This is a genomic window from Burkholderia ubonensis (genome assembly GCF_902833085.1).
Lineage (GTDB): Bacteria > Pseudomonadota > Gammaproteobacteria > Burkholderiales > Burkholderiaceae > Burkholderia > Burkholderia ubonensis.
On sequence record NZ_CADFEB010000012.1, the window covers coordinates 1 to 16,793 of the forward strand.

Consider the following 16,793-nt stretch of genomic DNA (forward strand, 5'->3'; position numbering starts at 1 on the left):
GGTCAGCTCGGCCACCTGCGCGCGCACGCGCTCGATCGTCGCTGCATCTTCCGGGTTGTCGAGCACGTCGGCGATCAGGTTGCCGACCAGCTCCGCTTCGGCCGTGCCGAAGCCGCGCGTCGTCATCGCCGGCGAGCCGAGACGGACACCGCTCGTCACGAACGGCTTTTCCGGATCGTTCGGGATCGCGTTCTTGTTGACCGTGATGTGCGCGGCGCCGAGCGCGGCTTCCGCCGCCTTGCCGGTGATGTGCTTCGCACGCAGGTCCACCAGCATCACGTGGCTTTCGGTGCGGCCCGACACGATGCGCAGGCCGCGCTTGACCAGCGTCTCGGCCAGCACGCGCGCGTTCTCGACCACCTTCTGCTGGTACGCCTTGAAGTCCGGCGACAGCGCTTCCTTGAACGCGACCGCCTTCGCGGCGATCACGTGCATCAGCGGACCGCCCTGGATGCCCGGGAAGATCGCCGAGTTGATCTGCTTCTCGTACTCGGCCTTCATCAGGATCACGCCGCCGCGCGGGCCGCGCAGGCTCTTGTGGGTCGTGGTCGTGACGAAATCGGCGTGCGGCACCGGGTTCGGGTAGACGCCCGCGGCGATCAGGCCCGCGTAGTGCGCCATGTCGACCATCAGGTACGCGCCGACCGACTTCGCGATCTTCGCGAGACGCTCGAAGTCGATCTTCAGCGCGAACGCCGACGCGCCCGCGACGATCAGCTTCGGCTTGTGCTCCTGCGCAAGCTGCTCGGCCGCTTCGTAGTCGATGTCTTCGCTTTCGTTCAGGCCGTAGCTGACGACGTTGAACCACTTGCCCGACATGTTCACGGGCGAGCCGTGCGTCAGGTGGCCGCCGTGCGCGAGGCTCATGCCCATGATCGTGTCGCCCGGCTTGAGCATCGCGAAGAACACGCCCTGGTTCGCCTGCGAGCCCGAGTTCGGCTGGACGTTCGCGGCTTCGGCGCCGAACAGTTCCTTCACGCGGTCGATCGCGAGCTGCTCGACGACGTCGACGTATTCGCAGCCGCCGTAATAGCGCTTGCCCGGGTAGCCTTCGGCGTACTTGTTCGTGAGCTGCGAGCCCTGCGCGGCCATCACGGCCGGGCTCGTGTAGTTTTCCGACGCGATCAGCTCGATGTGATCTTCCTGGCGGCGGTTTTCCTGCTCGATCGCTGCAAAGACTTCGGGATCGACGTTCGCAATGGTGCTTTGGGCTCTGTCAAACATACGGTTTCCGTTAAGTGTGTACAGGTTGACCGGGGTGGCCGAGTACATTGCGCTGCTGGCGGCACCAGCTCGACGTGGCGGAAGGATCCGTATGACGCGAGGCAGGGACAGCCACCGGCGATGCACGCGACGGCGCACAACGGCTGCCCAGGCGAACGGCAAAAACGGCGCCCTGCGCTTCACGGTGGGATGCTCCACCTTGAACCCGAGGGTTCTATCGCCAGTCACGCAGGGGTGATGAGCGCGTTAGTTTATTGGATGCGTCATGAATAGGCAACCGCGCGGCGGCCACCGCAAACAAACGGGGACAGAGTTGCGTCGCCCGCGCCGGCTGAGTTTTGTGCCTTGCCGCGGTGCGGCAATCTCAGTAGGCTTGCAGGTTCCCCACCCGCTACCCAACCGACCAGGAGCAGCAATGATCGTGTTCGTCACAGGCGCGTCCGCCGGCTTCGGCGCCGCCATCGCCCGTGCCTTCGTCAACGGCGGCCACCGCGTCGTCGCGACCGCGCGCCGCAAGGATCGTCTCGACGCGCTCGCGGCCGAGCTCGGCGACGCACTGCTGCCGCTCGAGCTCGACGTGCGCGACCGCGCCGCCGTCGAAGCCGTGCCGGCCGCCCTTCCCGCCGAGTTCGCCGCGCTCGACGTGCTCGTCAACAACGCCGGTCTCGCACTCGGCGTCGAGCCTGCCCACAAGGCCAGCCTCGACGAGTGGCAGACGATGATCGACACCAACTGCTCGGGCCTCGTGACGGTTACGCACGCGCTGCTGCCGGGCATGATCGCGCGCGGCCGCGGCCATATCTTCAACCTCGGCTCGGTTGCCGGCACCTACCCGTACCCGGGCGGCAACGTCTACGGCGCGACCAAGGCTTTCGTCAGACAATTCAGCCTGAACCTGCGCGCCGACCTGATCGGCACGCCGCTGCGCGTCACCGACATCGAGCCGGGCCTGTGCGGCGGCACCGAATTCTCGAACGTCCGCTTCCGCGGCGACGACGCGAAGGCGGCCGGCGTGTACGCGAACGTCCAGCCGCTCACGGCCGAGGACATCGCCGACACGATCTACTGGATCGCGACGCGTCCCGCGCACGTGAACATCAACACGATCGAGATGATGCCGGTCGCCCAGGCGCCGGCCGGCCTCACCGTCCATCGCGGCTGACGGTCCGCCGCGAGCCGCCCCGGCGGCCGGCTCGCGGCCGGGAACATTCCGTTACGAATCGGTTGCGAAGCGGCCTCCCCGCTTCCGGTAAAATGCGCGCCATGACTCAGCCTACCCGCCCTCCGGAAGCGCCTTCCGGCTTCACCTGGCCGGTTCGCGTGTATTACGAGGATACCGACGCAGGCGGCATCGTCTTCTATGCCAACTACCTGAAATTCTTCGAGCGAGCGCGCACCGAGTGGCTGCGCGCCTGCGGCATCGACCAGCGGCGCCTCGCCGACGAAACGGGCGCGATCTTCATCGTCCGCAGCACGGCGCTCGACTATCGCGCGCCGGCGCGGCTCGACGATACGCTCGCGATCACGAGCCGGCCCGGACGGATCGGCCGTGCGTCGGTGGAATTCATGCAGGAAGCATGGCGTGGCGACACGCTGCTCGTCGCCGGGCAGATCCGCATCGGTTGCGTCGACCGCACGGGCATCCGCCCCGCGGCGATCCCGCCGGCGGTGCTCGACGCGCTGCAACGCGGGCCCGTCATCGACGCCGGGCACACTGTGTTGTCAACGAGGCTCGCGTGAGCCCCGTTTAGACAAAGCCTATGAACTTGCCTTCCTGAATCGATACTAAGCATGGTTCGGCGTCAGGCGCGGCAGCGGTATTCCGGCGCGCAGCGCCTCGCCCGTGCCGGGAACGCCTAGCCGGGCTCCTTGGCCGGGCGCCCCCGAAGGGACGTTAATCAAACCTCTATGAACACTTCTCAAGACCTGTCGATCATTTCCCTCGTCCTCAATGCGAGCGTCCTGGCCCAGGCCGTGATGGGACTGCTGCTGCTGCTGTCGCTGATGTCGTGGACCTTCATCTTCCGCAAGTGGTTCGCGATCCGCCGCGCACGCGCGCAGACCGAGCGTTTCGAACGGGATTTCTGGTCGGGCGGCGACCTGCAGGCCTTGTATCAGAGCGCGGCGAACAACCGCCATACGATCGGCGCGCTCGAGCGAATTTTTGAATCGGGGATGCGCGAGTTCCTGAAGGCGAAGGAAAAGCGCATCAGCGACCCGGGCCTCGTGCTCGACGGCGCGCGGCGTGCGATGCGCGCGTCGTTCCAGCGCGAGATGGACGTGCTCGAAGCGAACCTGGCGTTCCTCGCGTCGGTCGGCTCGGTCAGCCCGTACATCGGTCTGTTCGGCACGGTCTGGGGGATCATGAACTCGTTCCGCGGCCTCGCGAACGTCCAGCAGGCGACGCTCGCGAACGTCGCGCCGGGCATCGCCGAAGCGCTCGTCGCCACCGCGATCGGCCTGTTCGCCGCGATTCCTGCCGTCGTCGCCTACAACCGCTACGCGCACGACATCGACCGCCTCGCGATCCGCTTCGAGACTTTCATCGAAGAGTTCTCGAACATCCTGCAGCGCCAGGCCCAGTAAGGAGCGCGACATGGCCGGAACTCCCATCCGATCCAGCATGCGCGGCGGCCGCTCGCGCCGCGCGATGGCCGACATCAACGTCGTGCCGTACATCGACGTGATGCTCGTGCTGCTCGTGATCTTCATGGTCACCGCACCGCTCGTCGCGCCGTCGATCATCAACCTGCCGACCGTCGGCAATGCCGCGCCGCAGGAGCAGACGCCGCCCGTCGTCGTCAACATCAAGGCCGACCGGACGATGAGCGTCAAGTACAAGAGCAACTCGGGCGCGACGCAGGAAGACACGATGACGAAGGCCGAGCTCGACAGCTTCATCGTCGCCCGCCAGGCGGATCATCCTGACCAGCCGGTCGTGATCGCGGCCGACAAGACCGTGCAGTACGATGCAGTCATGACCGTGATGTCGGATCTGAAGGCGCGCGGCGTCAAGCGCGTCGGTCTCCTCGTCAAATCGCAATGAAACGGCAACCCCCGCGCAGCACCGCCTACCCGCCGATGCCGCCGCGCGAACGCGGCACGTGGCGCGCGTTCGCGCTCGCGGCGTTGATGCACGTGCTGCTCGCGCTGTTCCTGTATCACGGCGTGCAATGGCAGAACAGCACCCCGGCCGGCGCCGAGGCCGAGCTGTGGACGACGGTGCCCGACATGCCGGCGCCGCAGCCCGCCCCGACGCCCCCCGCCCGCGTCGCCCCGCCCCCTCCCCCGGTGAAGAACGAGGAAGCGGACATCGCGCTGCAGCAGAAGAAGCGCCAGCAGGAAGCCGCCGCACGCGAAGCGCTGCTCGAACAGCAGCGCCGCGCGCAGCAGCTCAAGGCGGAACAGGAAGAACAGGCCAGGCGCGCTCAGCTGGCGGCCCGGCAGGCCGCCACGCTCGCCGCGCAGAAGGCCGCCGAGCAGGAAAAGCAGAAGCAGGCTGACAAGCTCAAGCAGAAGCAGCTCGCCGAACAGCAAAAACTGGAACAGCAGAAGCTCGAGCAGCAAAAGCAGGCAAAGCTCGAGGCGCAGCAGCAGGCCGCGAAGACGAAAGCCGAAGCCGCGGCCAAGGCGAAGGCTGAAGCGGCGGCCCGCGCGAAGGCCGATGCGGCGTCGAAGGCGAAGCTCGACCAGGAGCGGCGTGTGCGCCTCGCGCAGATGCAAGGCCTGGCGGGCGGCGGCGAAGGCGGTGGCGAAGGGCTCGCGAAGAGCGGCACCGGCACGGGCTCCGGCGGCAACGCGGCGTCCCCCGGCTATCCGGACAAGGTGCGGCGGCGCGTCAAGCCGCATATCGTCTGGGGCGGCGAGCGCGACAGCCTGACGACCGTCGTCGCGATCCGCTGCACGCCGTCGGGCGACGTATTGAGCGTATCGATCCGCCGTTCGAGCGGAAATTCGGGGTGGGATCAAGCCGTGGTCAGTGCGATCCAGGCGTCGGTCCCGTTGCCGCCCGATTCTAACGGTCGTACTCCATCGGACATTACGATTACCTTCAAGGCGGCGGAGTGAACGGAAATGCGCTTACACTCCCGCCGTCGCTGTAGGACGGGAACGAATCGGGTATTTTTACTGTCTCTGCGGTTGCGCAGCGATACAAGTCATACGGGAAGCAAGAAGCATGAGTTTGATGACGAAGCTAGGTTTCAGGGCACTCGTGGCCTCGTGTCTGATTGCGGCGGGCAGCGCCGCTAACGCGCAGGTCAACGTGCTGATCACCGGCGTCGGTTCGACCCAGTTCCCCATCGCCACCGCGAATTTCGCGAATGAGGCGGGCCTGCCGCAGCAGGTCACGTCGATCGTCCGCGCGGACCTCGCCCGCAGCGGCAAATTCACCAACATCGACGCCGGCAGCACGCCGGTGCCCGAGACCGCATCGGTCGACCTCGGCGCATGGAAAGCCAAGGGCGCGAATGCGTTCGTCGCCGGCAGCGTGAACCGCGAAGCGAGCGGCCAGTACAAGGTCAACTTCATCCTGTACGACACCGTCAAGCAGCAAAGCCTCGGCGGCCTGTCGCTGACGGCGAACGACGGCACGCTGCGCACGGCCGGCCACAAGATCGCCGACTACATCTACCAGAAGCTGCTCGGCACGCGCGGCGTGTTCGCGACGCGCCTGTCGTACGTGATCAAGTCCGGCAACCGCTACCAGCTGCAGATTTCCGATTCGGACGGCCAGAACCCGCGCATCGCGCTGTCGAGCACCGAGCCGATCATCTCGCCGGCGTGGTCCCCGAACGGCACGAAGGTCGCCTATGTATCGTTCGAGCGCAAGAAGCCGATCGTCTACATCCACGACCTGCCGACCGGCCGCCGCTACATCGTTTCCGACCAGAAGGGCAACAACAGCGCGCCGGCGTGGTCGCCGGACAGCCAGACGCTGTCGGTCGCGCTGTCGCTGACGGGCAACACGCAGATCTACGCGGTCAACGCGAACGGCGGCGGCCTGCACCGGCTGACCCAGAGCAACTCGATCGACACCGAGCCGTTCTACTCGCCGGACGGCCGCTGGATCTACTTCACGAGCGACCGCGGCGGCGCGCCGCAAATCTACCGGATGCCCGCCCAGGGCGAAAGCGCCGGTTCGGCCCAGCGCGTGACGTTCACCGGCAGCTACAACACGAGCCCGCGCGTCAGCCCGGACGGCAGGCTGCTCGCTTACATCTCCCGCACGGGCGGGGGCTTCAAGCTGTACGTACAGGATCTGCAGACGGGCGCGGCGAACGCGATCACGAATACCAGTCATGACGAGTCGCCGAGCTTCGCGGCGAACGGCCAGTACCTGCTGTACGCCACCCAGTCGGGCGGCCGCAACGTGCTGGCCGCTGTCCCATCCGACGGCAGTGCGCCGCCGCAGATTCTGTCCGTCCAGGGCGGCTCCGTACGCGAGCCGTCGTGGGGACCCTTCATGCAATGACCACAAGGAGAGTAACCATGATGTCGAAAAAAGTTCGTCTGGCCCTGGCCGTGATGATGGTCGGCGCGCTGGCAGCATGTAAGTCGGGCGTGAAGCTCGACGAAAAGGCCAACGCCGGTGCGATGAGCACCCAGCCGAACCCCGAGAACGTCGCGCAAGTGACGGTCGATCCGCTGAACGACCCGAACAGCCCGCTCGCGAAGCGCAGCATCTACTTCGATTTCGACAGCTACTCGGTGAAGGATGAGTATCAGCCGCTGATGCAGCAGCACGCGCAGTACCTGAAGAGCCATCCGCAGCGTCACGTGCTGATCCAGGGCAACACCGACGAACGCGGCACCAGCGAGTACAACCTCGCGCTGGGCCAGAAGCGTGCGGAAGCGGTCCGCCGCGCGATGGCGCTGCTCGGCGTCGCCGATTCGCAAATGGAAGCCGTGAGCCTCGGCAAGGAAAAGCCGCAGGCAACGGGTCACGACGAGGCATCGTGGGCGCAGAACCGCCGCTCGGATCTCGTCTACCAACAGTAAGTGACGAAAGGTTAGCTGTATGACGCACCGTGAATCCTGGCTGCGCGTGGCCGCAGCCCTGTGCGTCGTCGGCGCGGCGTGGTCGGCCGCGCCGGCGCACGCCGGCATGTTCGACGACAACGAGGCGCGTCGCGCCGTGCTCGATCTGCGCAGCAAGAGCGACAACCTTGCGAGCCAGCTCGCGGCCGCGCAACGCACGATCCTCGACCAGACCGCCCGCCTCGACCAGCTGAACCAGCAGGTCGCGACGCTGCGCGGCGAGAACGAGGATCTGACGAACCGCCTCACGACGCTGGAACGTCAGCAGAAGGAGTACTACACCGATCTCGATACGCGGCTCAAGAAGTTCGAGCCGGAGCAGAAGACGGTCGACGGTGTCGAAGGCACCGTGCAGCCGGGCGAGACGGATGCGTTCAATGCGGCGCAGCAGCAGTTCCGCGACGGCAACTTCAAGGCGGCTGCCGCGTCGTTCCGCAGCTTCATCGCGAAGTATCCGCAGAGCCCCTACCAGCCGAGCGCGCAGTACTGGCTCGGTAATGCGCAGTACGCGCTGCGCGACTACCGCGGCTCGACGGCGACGTGGCAGGGCATCGTGAGCAAGTTCCCGCAGCATCCGCGCGCGGCCGACGCGCTCGTCGCGATCGGCACGAACCAGCTCGAGCAAGGCCAGAAGGCGGCGGCGAAGAAGACCTTCGAACAGGTCGTTTCGCAGTACAACGGAACGAGCGCGGCGCAGACGGCACAAGGCAAGCTGCAGACCATCAAATAATGATGTTCGGGGTTGTTGACAGGTTCGCAACCCAAAGCTATACTTTTCTTCTTTGGGTCGTTAGCTCAGTTGGTAGAGCAGCGGACTTTTAATCCGTTGGTCACAGGTTCAAGTCCTGTACGGCCTACCAAAGAAATTCAAGGACTTACATTGCTTCGGCGTGTAAGTCCTTTTTCGTTTCTGGATTCGTGTAGGCACCACGAAGGCATTTCGGGTCTACATCAATCTAAGCAGATTCATGTCCGATCTGCATCCAGTCCCCTCCGCTCCCGACCAAGCAGAACTGGACCATCTTCCGGAATTGGTGGCCCGCCTAGTACCGCTCACAAAGCGCTGCAACCGATCCCATGCTGTCAGGCAGCGGTGCCTCGGGATCGCGGCCAATTGCTCGTCATGTATGACGAACACACGCTCAACATCGGCCGTCTCATCGTCGAACCATCCCCAATGTCTCGTCACGCTCTACACGTGCAATGCGCGCATCTACCCACAAACGCATTTTGGACCTGAAAACAACACGCTTTCTCGTGATGGCACGAATCCTCGACAGCAACGGGGTCGAGATTCATGCGCTTGAACCTCGACTACTGCTGTCGACAGTGCCCTGCTACATCAATCCAGCATCTCGTGCCTCTTGGCCGATGTCGCGCATAACTTGCAGTTCGGTAACCTGAGACAAGATGTCCAAATGAACGTGTGCATCGAGCTTTTGCAGCCGATCAAGAATCGGGGCCCCGCCCAACGCGAGAGCTGGCACGAACCCGTACATGGTGGTGTGATCAAGAGGACCCAACTTTTCCAGCGCGCGTTCAAAAAGCGGGGACTTTTCACTATCCAAAAGATCAAACGCTTCTTTCGAGCACGTACTAAAGAAGAGTTGAATAGCCAAGTCCGGACCTCTTTTTTTGAACTTTTGCTCATCAAACGAGGGGAAAATCATGCCATATGGGGTGATGACTTTTAGCGACTGCCCCGTGCTTTCGCCCCACAGAATCAGTTCGCCGAATGCAGTACGCGCGATAACGTAGTACGCATCGCGCTCCATGAAGTCCGTCTCGCCAACCCAGGCTTCCAACTCGTCTTCCCATTCGTCAGGGTCGACGGTCCAGAGCAGACCCTTGGCATAGCCGCACCATCCGTACTCCTGCCAATATTCCAGAAGCTTGTTCGGCAGCTTTCCCCGGAACCGTTCAATCTTCTCAGGAGGCACATCCTGTCGGGCAATCGAAGGGCCGAATTCCTTGAATCCGAGAAAATTCTCCATGAACTGATCCATTGCTCCTTCCTCACTTTTTGCATCGCTTGAGCTTTGCGTTCATTCTAGTACTCCCCCGCTCCGATTCGGGGACTTCCTTTGCAGCCTTATCGAGCTCCCCGACACGATCTTTCCACTGCGATCCGATCGACGAGTTTACGCCACGATCGCCCATCATAGTGACAACGTCCTTACCACCCGCGATCATGTCCGGGTTATGCAGCGCGGCCAACGTCTTCATCCGCTCGGCCGCCATTTCAGCGGCTTGTTTCTGAGCTGCTTCTCCGAAAATTCCTCGTTCGCTTAAGGCTTCTTCAAACTGGGAGGCCAGCTCACGCGAGTACTTTGCCCTTGCCTGCTCCTGTGCGGCTCCAGTGCCCGCCCTCCCGATCTGCTGATAGCGCGCTCGCCCTTCGAGATACTCCTTGACACTGAGGTCGTTTAAGCCCTTTTCCTGCTCAAGAAGTTGTCGGTCATATTCTTTTGTGTCGCCTTTCGCGTTTTTCTTGAAGCACTTCACCAAGTGCTCCTTCATCCGCTTTAGCTTGACCTTCAGGCCGTCTTTGCCTTTCTCGCCCGCCTCTGCCTCCTCTTTCAACTTCCGGAGTCGTTCGGCTTCTGCTTCGGCCTTTTTTGCTTCTTCCGCCTCCTTCGCCAACTTGGCCGCCTTGGCGGCCTCCTCTGCCTCTTTCGCCAGCTTGGCCGCTTTCGCCGCCTCTTCCGCAGCATGTGCCCCCTTAGCCAAGCTCGCCGCTCCCTTGGCGAGCTTGCCTGCCGTGGTCACCACTTTCCCACCCGGAATCATGCTTGCGGCGGATAGCCCTGCCTCGACCATATCGCCTTCGGCCGCGTAAATCCCCGCATCCGCCGCCCCGGTCACGACGGAGAGTCCTGGCACGAAACTCGCCACACCGAGCACACCGTGCACCCACGGACTGGCCTTGCTCCACCAGCCTTCCTCTTTGGGCGTTTCCGGCTTTACCGGTGGATTGCTGCTAGCGCTCGGCTTTCCCCCTTCGATGGATACGCTGGGAGCCGACTGAGTTACGTAGATACCGGGGCAATTCCCGCCATTGAGCGTACATGGATCTCCTTCACGAATCACCGGCTTGCCCGTGATTCGAACCGTACTAGAACCTTTAACCGGCTTGACCTCGCCACTCACGGTCCCGCTCTTCACGCCCTTGCAGGACCCGGCGGCATCCCCCTTGCAGCTTGGTTGCGTGCTCTGATTGAGCACATAGACGGGATCACCGTTGAAGCGTACGTTCGGCACCGTACCCAGGCTGCTCGACAAGTCTTCGGTAACAGGGTACGGCAATGGCGGCGTACTGCTGCCGACCGGCGTCTTGTTGATAGACGGCGCTGTTGAAACAGCCTTGAACGCGCTGTCCTTGCGCGCCCCGAGTTGGCTAGCCATGTGCCGCCCCCTCGTCTTGAGATGTGACGGCCATCGCGCTGATGTCTCCACGCTCGACCATACGCAATTCCAGTACTCGCACGCCGGGCTGTTTGGCAAGCGTTGCTCGCCAAATGCACGACACCTCGCGCCGGTCGGGATCGATCAATATCGTGTCGAGTCGAGATTCAAGCTCTCCGATGCCTCCGTTTTCGAACCGGACCAGAACAAATGGCAAGTGACCCGGAAGTGTCAACGTCAACCTGACATCACCAGAAGCGTCCAGTGCGGTGCATGGCGTCGCAGAGGTACACAAATTCACCAATTCGATTTGCTCATCGCCTCTCAGCCCATCCACCTGCTGATCCGGCCACGCCGCGTTCCACACCGCAAAATCAAAGTCCTCCGGCAACGGCGCTTCACTCTCGGTGAACGCCTGATCTATCGTTCCCACCAACTTTGCACGCTCAGGATGTCCTTTAGGACGGACACCCAGCCCAGCAACAAGCGGCTCCGCGTCATCGAGCCTACCGACACGAGCACGATCGAAATGAGCCAAAGTAACAGGATGCCCTGGGTATTCGATTTGTGGTGCAGCAACGGTGTCGATGCCCGCCGCATTCAGATACCAGTCGCGTGTAAACCCCTGTCCCGCGATGTTGGCTGGATACGCGTCATGGGCGACCGGCGCGCGCGGTGCGTCTGGATGGGCATCTGCCTGCTCCGGCGTCAAACGCTCCTTCTTCGGGACTCTGTCGGCAGCCTTGTTGTCCAGTTCGATGCGGCATTGGCCACCAAATGCACGTTCAAGGTTCACCGGAACCGTGTGTGCTGGCTGCGGGGTCGTTAATCGCCAAGCCGGCAAACGTACGATGCCCAGGGAGCCGACCTTGACCAGTGCAGCCGCGAAACGCAGCCACCCTGTCCGCCTGACGAACTGGCGTTCGCCCGTGACAACTAGCGTCTTGTCGATCAGGCGATGACCTGGGGTCATCGTTTTCTTTGCGCGCTCAACTTCCGCTCGCCAAGCCTGCATCTTTTCGGGAGACGCGGGCATTAACGGATTGAGCCCATGCGGCTTCGGGGGCAACGGCACGGGTGTATCAGGCCGACCAACCACAAGCCGAACCTCGAATTTTCCGGGTACTTTGCCATCCGGCCGCCGAGGCGGATAAGCCATCGCATTGACGATCACGTCGCATCGGGGCTTGTAAGGACAGAAGTCTGATTCCTGCCGAACGCTGCCTTGCATGTCAGCGCCAAAGAACTCGTCCGCCTCACACAACGGTTGCTGTTCCTCGGAGAACTGGAGTCCGTCCGTATCGTTCCATGTCAGGGTCTGCCGTAGAACCACGACATGAAATTCCTGGTCACGAGGATCAACACCAGCAAAGGCCAGCGCAGGAAAGGGGGTGTGGTTGATGAACTCCATCGGATCAGTTCACGTCCACATCTTTACCGTTGATTTCCACCGGACCAGAACCTTCAATGAGCAGCCTGACGCCCTTGAGAGTGATGTTGCCGTCCTCGTCCATGCGAAACGTGGACTTGCCGACTGTGACCTCGAAAACCTTACCGGCCTTAATCGTGTAGGACTGCCCTACCATCGCCGTCTTGGACAGGCCCACTTCCTCGGCACTCGCAAGGCCGGCCGACGTGTTGACCGCCCCGACCACCGTGACCTGATATCCGCCGCCGACCGTCAATGCTTTCGCAAGCCCGACCGTCTCCGTCGACGTCAGTGCGATCAGGATGTTCTCCATCCCCTCGATCGTCTCGTTCCGGTTGCCGCCTACCGTCAGCGTCTCGTTGTTACCGACGCGCTCGGTGCGATCCACGCCGATGTTGATGGTTTCGTTGTTGTCGACGGTCTCCGTACGATCGTGGCCAACGTGAACGGTTTCGTCGTGGTCGATATTCTTGCTGCGATCGTTCCCGACCCAGTGCGACTCGTCGTGCTCGACCTCGATCCGCTGATCCTTCTCCGCGTGCAGCCAGACCTCTTCCGCACCCTTCTTGTCCTCGAAGCGAATTGCGTTCGCCGCGTTGACGTTGCCGGTCTTGGTCGAGCGCGTGAGAATCCCGCTCTGCGTCGCGTTCCCCGGCAGGACCCACGGCGGCATGTTGGCCGAGTTGTAAACGCTCGATATGATCAGCGGCCTGTCAGGGTCGCCATCCAGGAAAATGATGACCACTTCGTCGCCGATCCGCGGAATCTGAATCATCCCGAACCCACGCCCGGCCCACGGCTGCCCGACGCGCACCCAGCACGAACTGCCCTGGTTGCGTTTGCCGAGTCGGTCCCAATGGAACTGCACCTTCACGCGACCGAGGTTGTCGGTGTAGATCTCCTCGCCCTCCGGCCCCACGACGATCGCGGTCTGCGGCCCGATGATCGACGGCCGCTCGATCGTGAAAGCAGGGCGATACGGGATCTTCTTGCGGATGCAGGTGAAATTGCATTGATAAGTCGCTGCGCCTTCACCGGCCTGATAGTTGTTCGTGCCGCTATGCGTGACCGTCGTCAGCAGAAACTGGCGGTCCTCAGGTTTGGCATTGCTGTGATCGTAGTGATCGTCCAGCTCGAAGTAGCGGCACGGCGTCAACCGGCGGCTGGTGGTCGTCCCGACGAAGACCTTGCTGTGCGCTGCCAGCGCCTGGGTCCTGAAACGCGCAAGCTCCTCTCCACGGTCGCTGTCGGCAAAGCCGTGTTCGCCCAGGTAGTCATAGACTTCGTACGACGGCACCTCCCCCTGCTTGACCTCCGTTCCCCCGGACACGAAGCGGCGCGCATGCGGCGCCTTGTAGTCGAATGTCTTCAACCCGACGCTGCCGGACTCCAGCTGCCGGCTCGCCTGGAATGACGTCACGACCGCCAGATCGTCGAAGGCCTCGCCCTTGGAGTACTGCAACGCCGGACTGCGACCGTCGATCGGCTTCGCGGCAATGGAGTTGTCCGTGATGATGAGCTTGTGGCCGTCTTTCGCATGCTCGAAGAAGAAGAACAGGCCATCTTCCTGCATCAGCCGCTCGACGAACTCCAGATCGGTTTCCCGGTACTGCGTGCAGTAGCTGCGATTCTGCGTTGCCTTCGACAATCGGAATTCGAACGACGCGATCTGACCATATTCCCGAAAGACTTTCGAAAGAATGGCTTCGGTATTCTCTTCCTGAAAAATCCGGATGTCGCGGCGGCGTGACAGCATCCAGAGCCACGGCAGGATCGTCGCGCTATAGAGCGTGAAGCCCCCGTCGTTGTCGAGATGCGTGAAACCGGCGACGTAGCCGTGGAAATACCGCTCTTCCGAACTCGCCAATGCATCGGTCAGCTGTAACGTAATCGTCACTGGTTGTCCGATCAGCTTCTTCAGTTCGATATTCGCGTCCTGAGACGCGAGGCGAACGTGAATCTCGAAATTCCGAGATAAGCCTTCGGTACAGTGAAAATCGACGAGCACCAGATCGGACCGCCCTTTCAGGGGTGTCTCGATGGTAAAAAGCCGATTGCTCTGAAGCCCAAAAAAGCTTGCAGCATCTGACATTTGCATGGCAGCCTCGGAACCCGCATCGGAAGGGCAGGATATTATTCGTCGGTGGATTTTAAACCGCCTGCATCAAGAAGAATCAAATTTTGCGATTCTTGTGATTTTTATATGGGGACGGATTATACGGATGGCGAATGGAAAATCTGCTGCCCCACTATGAATACGAGGTCGGCCTGCTGCTTCACGGCCTGACGGAGTTTGCCCGGCGCTATCCGAAAATCGGTGCCCGGCTCGGGATCGCGAATGGTCAAGGTGATCTGCACGTCGACCGGATGATCCAGACCTTTGCGCTGCTGGCCGCGCGCGTCGACGCGAAGCTCGGGGACCACTACCCGGAATTCACCGAATCGCTGCTCGAAATGCTGCACCCGCAGTACCTGCGCACTGTGCCCGCCTGCGCGATCGCGCAATTCGATCCGACGACCCTGTTCGGCCAATTGACGACACCGTTCACGATGTCGCGCGGTACATCACTGGATGCCAATGCCGCACCATGCCGGTTTCGGACGGTCTACGACATCACGCTATCCCCGCTGCGCATTCAATTGGCGCGCTATGCACCGGCTACGCTGGTTCCCGCAGCCGTCCGGCTGCCAACCGACGTCACCGGCATCCTGTCGATCGCGTTCGCCAGCGCAACGGCATCGGAAACCTTCGATGCCGCGATCCCGTCCGGCCCGGTCCGCGTTCACTTGTCCGGCGACCGGCCCCGCGTCGCCGCACTCACTGATGCGCTGCTGTTGCGCGCATGCGCCGCATTCGTCGAGATCGACCAAAGCGGCCGATGGACCGCGTTGTCCAACGTACCGATCCAGGCTGCGGGTTTTGACGAGAGCGAACGCTTGCTGCCGGAAGAGCCGACCGGCGACTCGGCCGCCTTCCAGTATCTGATCGAATATTTCGGATTCCCGGAGAAATTCGATTTCGTCGACATCGACCTGGGGCGGATACGACGTGCTGCGCGAGCACCGCATGCACGGCTGTTGACGCTGCACATCGCCATCCGCGGCACGCCCGCGGAATCGATCGCCGCCCAGGCACTGGACGGCCTGGACGCCGCGGCCTTCAAACTGTTCTGTACGCCGGTCGTCAATCTGTTCAAGCGGCCTGCGACGCCGATCCAGTTGACGAGCACCGACACGGCGTACCCCGTAACACCCGTCCCGCTGCAAACCGGCTCTCCGCTCGACGTGTATTCGATCGATGCCGTCTATCTGGGAGATCGAACGCAATCCGACCAGGAAAAAACGGCACCCACGGCCGGCCATACTCCGCGAACCACCGTCCTGCCCTATCGCGCATTCAGTCACGGTCGTCCGCCGGAACCCGCGATCGCATACTGGACAGCCTTGCGAGATCCCTATGCCGCGGCCGGCACGTCCCGCCCACCACTCCTGCTGTCGCTGCTCGGCTTGGAGGGCACTCCCGCACACCCGAAGCGCCCGCAAGTCGACGTCGATGTCACTGCAACCAACGGAGACTTGCCCTCTCGCTTGCCGATCGGCGCACCGGACAGCGATCTGCTGCATGAAGGTGCGGCATTGGCCTGCCCCATCCGGCTGCTCACACGACCGACCTTGCCGAGCGCGCTGCCACGCGGGCACGACGCGTTGTGGCGGGTTCTGGCGGGCATGTCGCTGCACCCGTTCGACCTGACTCAATCGGGCTTGAAGGCGTTCAAGGACTTCCTCCGGCTGCATGCGCCGCGCGCGAACGTACTCGCGCAACGCTGTATCGACGCGATCACCGACCTGGACAATCAACCTGCGATCAAGTGGATGGCGCTCGACAGCCCGTTTCCGTCGTTCGTGCGCGGCGTGGAAATCTTCGTGTCTCTCGACGAGGGCGTGCTGCGCGACGTCACGCTGAACCTGTTCGCGCAAGTGCTCGAACGGCTTTTCGCGCCGTACACGCCGACGAACAGCTACGTGCAACTGGTCGTCCGCTCGTCGCAGACCGGCAGAGAACTGCTGCGTTGCACCGCACAGCCGGGAACGCGCCCGCTGATCTAGTCAATGCAGATAGCCGACCAAAATGCCGGCGCCCGCACCGGCTTGCAAGCCAACGGTCGTTCCGCCCATCAGCAGGACCGCGGGCGCATGAGCAATGGCGTTCTCCGCAAGCCAGGTCATCGCGGGGCTCGACAATCCCAGCGCGAGTTGCGCTGAATTGATGCCGAGAAGCATGGCCGATCCTGCTTTGCCATATCCGATGCCCAGTCCGCCGTCGAGATAAACCGTGCCCCCCTGGAAATCGGCCTCGGCAAGTTCCGCGCCGCGAAACGCCGGCGTCATGAACACAAGCCCCGCACTGTCGAAGGACTTGACGGAGCCAGCCCCTCCCACTTCATGCCCGGCGATTTTCGGAATCCTGATCTCCGGCAACGCGAATCTCGGGAGCTTGATCTTCGGAATGCGAAGACCAAAGCCCAACCCCACACCCACGCCACCATAATAGAAGTCGGTCTCACGGCCGCCGGGGTCGGCCAAAACGATCGTGCCGCCCGAAGCGACGACGAATTCGATGCTGGCGCCGCCTGTTGCGCCGGTCTTATAGCTCCAGTTGCTGGATCTCAGAATTGACACGGCCGGTGTCCTCTCA

Annotated in this window: 15 protein-coding genes, 1 tRNA gene and 1 riboswitch; of the genes, 10 read left to right on the top strand and 6 right to left on the bottom strand. The window is 62.7% G+C overall.

The features are described 5' to 3' along the window. Positions 1 to 1,224, bottom strand: a 1,224-nt coding sequence (gene glyA, locus HWX31_RS30075) for a serine hydroxymethyltransferase (RefSeq protein ID WP_175934000.1), incomplete at its 3' end; no start/stop codon positions are given. Between the two features lie 138 nt (positions 1,225 to 1,362). Beyond that, positions 1,363 to 1,462: riboswitch (ZMP/ZTP riboswitch) on the bottom strand. 177 nt (positions 1,463 to 1,639) lie between these two features. Between glyA and HWX31_RS30080 the strand changes: the two genes are divergently transcribed. From HWX31_RS30080 to HWX31_RS30120, 9 genes are all read left to right on the top strand, one after another. Continuing rightward, positions 1,640 to 2,386 (top strand): SDR family NAD(P)-dependent oxidoreductase, encoded by a 747-nt coding sequence (locus tag HWX31_RS30080; protein WP_059483387.1) that lies wholly within the window; start codon positions 1,640 to 1,642, stop codon positions 2,384 to 2,386. Between the two features lie 92 nt (positions 2,387 to 2,478). Beyond that, positions 2,479 to 2,964 carry a tol-pal system-associated acyl-CoA thioesterase gene (gene ybgC, locus HWX31_RS30085; RefSeq protein WP_042583242.1) on the top strand — a complete coding sequence of 162 codons (486 nt, stop codon included), beginning with the start codon at positions 2,479 to 2,481 and terminating at the stop codon, positions 2,962 to 2,964. A gap of 168 nt (positions 2,965 to 3,132) precedes the next feature. Continuing rightward, on the top strand, positions 3,133 to 3,810 hold the full coding sequence (tolQ, locus tag HWX31_RS30090; RefSeq protein ID WP_010091489.1) for a protein TolQ: 678 nt from the start codon (positions 3,133 to 3,135) through the stop codon (positions 3,808 to 3,810). Positions 3,811 to 3,820: 10 nt separating this feature from the next. Next, positions 3,821 to 4,270, top strand: a complete 450-nt coding sequence (tolR, locus tag HWX31_RS30095) for a protein TolR (protein ID WP_174964117.1) — start codon at positions 3,821 to 3,823, stop codon at positions 4,268 to 4,270. Next, the gene (gene tolA, locus HWX31_RS30100) at positions 4,267 to 5,292 is read left to right on the top strand and encodes a cell envelope integrity protein TolA (protein WP_174964116.1); all 1,026 of its coding nucleotides are present in this window, start codon (positions 4,267 to 4,269) and stop codon (positions 5,290 to 5,292) included. The genes tolR and tolA overlap by 4 nt, the downstream gene beginning before the upstream one ends. A 109-nt stretch (positions 5,293 to 5,401) precedes the next feature. Continuing rightward, positions 5,402 to 6,697, top strand: a complete 1,296-nt coding sequence (gene tolB / locus HWX31_RS30105; protein WP_174964115.1) for a Tol-Pal system beta propeller repeat protein TolB — start codon at positions 5,402 to 5,404, stop codon at positions 6,695 to 6,697. 17 nt (positions 6,698 to 6,714) lie between these two features. After that, a complete protein-coding gene (gene pal / locus HWX31_RS30110) occupies positions 6,715 to 7,224 on the top strand; it encodes a peptidoglycan-associated lipoprotein Pal (RefSeq protein WP_059611239.1) in 510 nt (169 codons plus the stop codon). Positions 7,225 to 7,243: 19 nt separating this feature from the next. Continuing rightward, positions 7,244 to 7,993, top strand: a complete 750-nt coding sequence (gene ybgF, locus HWX31_RS30115) for a tol-pal system protein YbgF (RefSeq protein ID WP_059616960.1) — start codon at positions 7,244 to 7,246, stop codon at positions 7,991 to 7,993. A gap of 54 nt (positions 7,994 to 8,047) precedes the next feature. Next, positions 8,048 to 8,123, top strand: a tRNA-Lys gene (locus tag HWX31_RS30120). Between the two features lie 477 nt (positions 8,124 to 8,600). On the opposite strand, the gene HWX31_RS30125 is transcribed toward HWX31_RS30120, so the two are convergent. The 4 genes from HWX31_RS30125 to HWX31_RS30140 are packed head-to-tail and all read right to left on the bottom strand — an operon-like array spanning position 8,601 to position 14,195. Beyond that, positions 8,601 to 9,269, bottom strand: a complete 669-nt coding sequence (locus HWX31_RS30125; protein WP_174964114.1) for a GAD-like domain-containing protein — start codon at positions 9,267 to 9,269, stop codon at positions 8,601 to 8,603. A 10-nt stretch (positions 9,270 to 9,279) separates the two neighbouring features. Continuing rightward, positions 9,280 to 10,668, bottom strand: a complete 1,389-nt coding sequence (locus HWX31_RS30130) for a polymorphic toxin type 15 domain-containing protein (RefSeq protein WP_174964113.1) — start codon at positions 10,666 to 10,668, stop codon at positions 9,280 to 9,282. Then, positions 10,661 to 12,079, bottom strand: coding sequence for a DUF2169 family type VI secretion system accessory protein (locus HWX31_RS30135; protein ID WP_174964112.1), 1,419 nt, complete (start codon positions 12,077 to 12,079; stop codon positions 10,661 to 10,663). Before HWX31_RS30135 ends, HWX31_RS30130 begins: the two co-directional genes overlap by 8 nt. Before the next feature lie 4 nt (positions 12,080 to 12,083). After that, positions 12,084 to 14,195, bottom strand: a complete 2,112-nt coding sequence (locus tag HWX31_RS30140; RefSeq protein ID WP_174964111.1) for a type VI secretion system Vgr family protein — start codon at positions 14,193 to 14,195, stop codon at positions 12,084 to 12,086. A 131-nt stretch (positions 14,196 to 14,326) separates the two neighbouring features. On the opposite strand from HWX31_RS30140, the gene tssF reads away from it, so the two are divergent. Then, positions 14,327 to 16,204 carry a type VI secretion system baseplate subunit TssF gene (gene tssF / locus HWX31_RS30145; protein ID WP_174964110.1) on the top strand — a complete coding sequence of 626 codons (1,878 nt, stop codon included), beginning with the start codon at positions 14,327 to 14,329 and terminating at the stop codon, positions 16,202 to 16,204. Here tssF and HWX31_RS30150 read toward each other — a convergent pair whose 3' ends face one another. Continuing rightward, positions 16,205 to 16,777: a hypothetical protein gene (locus tag HWX31_RS30150; protein WP_174964109.1), complete on the bottom strand. Its 573-nt coding sequence runs from the start codon at positions 16,775 to 16,777 to the stop codon at positions 16,205 to 16,207. Positions 16,778 to 16,793 lie beyond the last annotated feature (16 nt).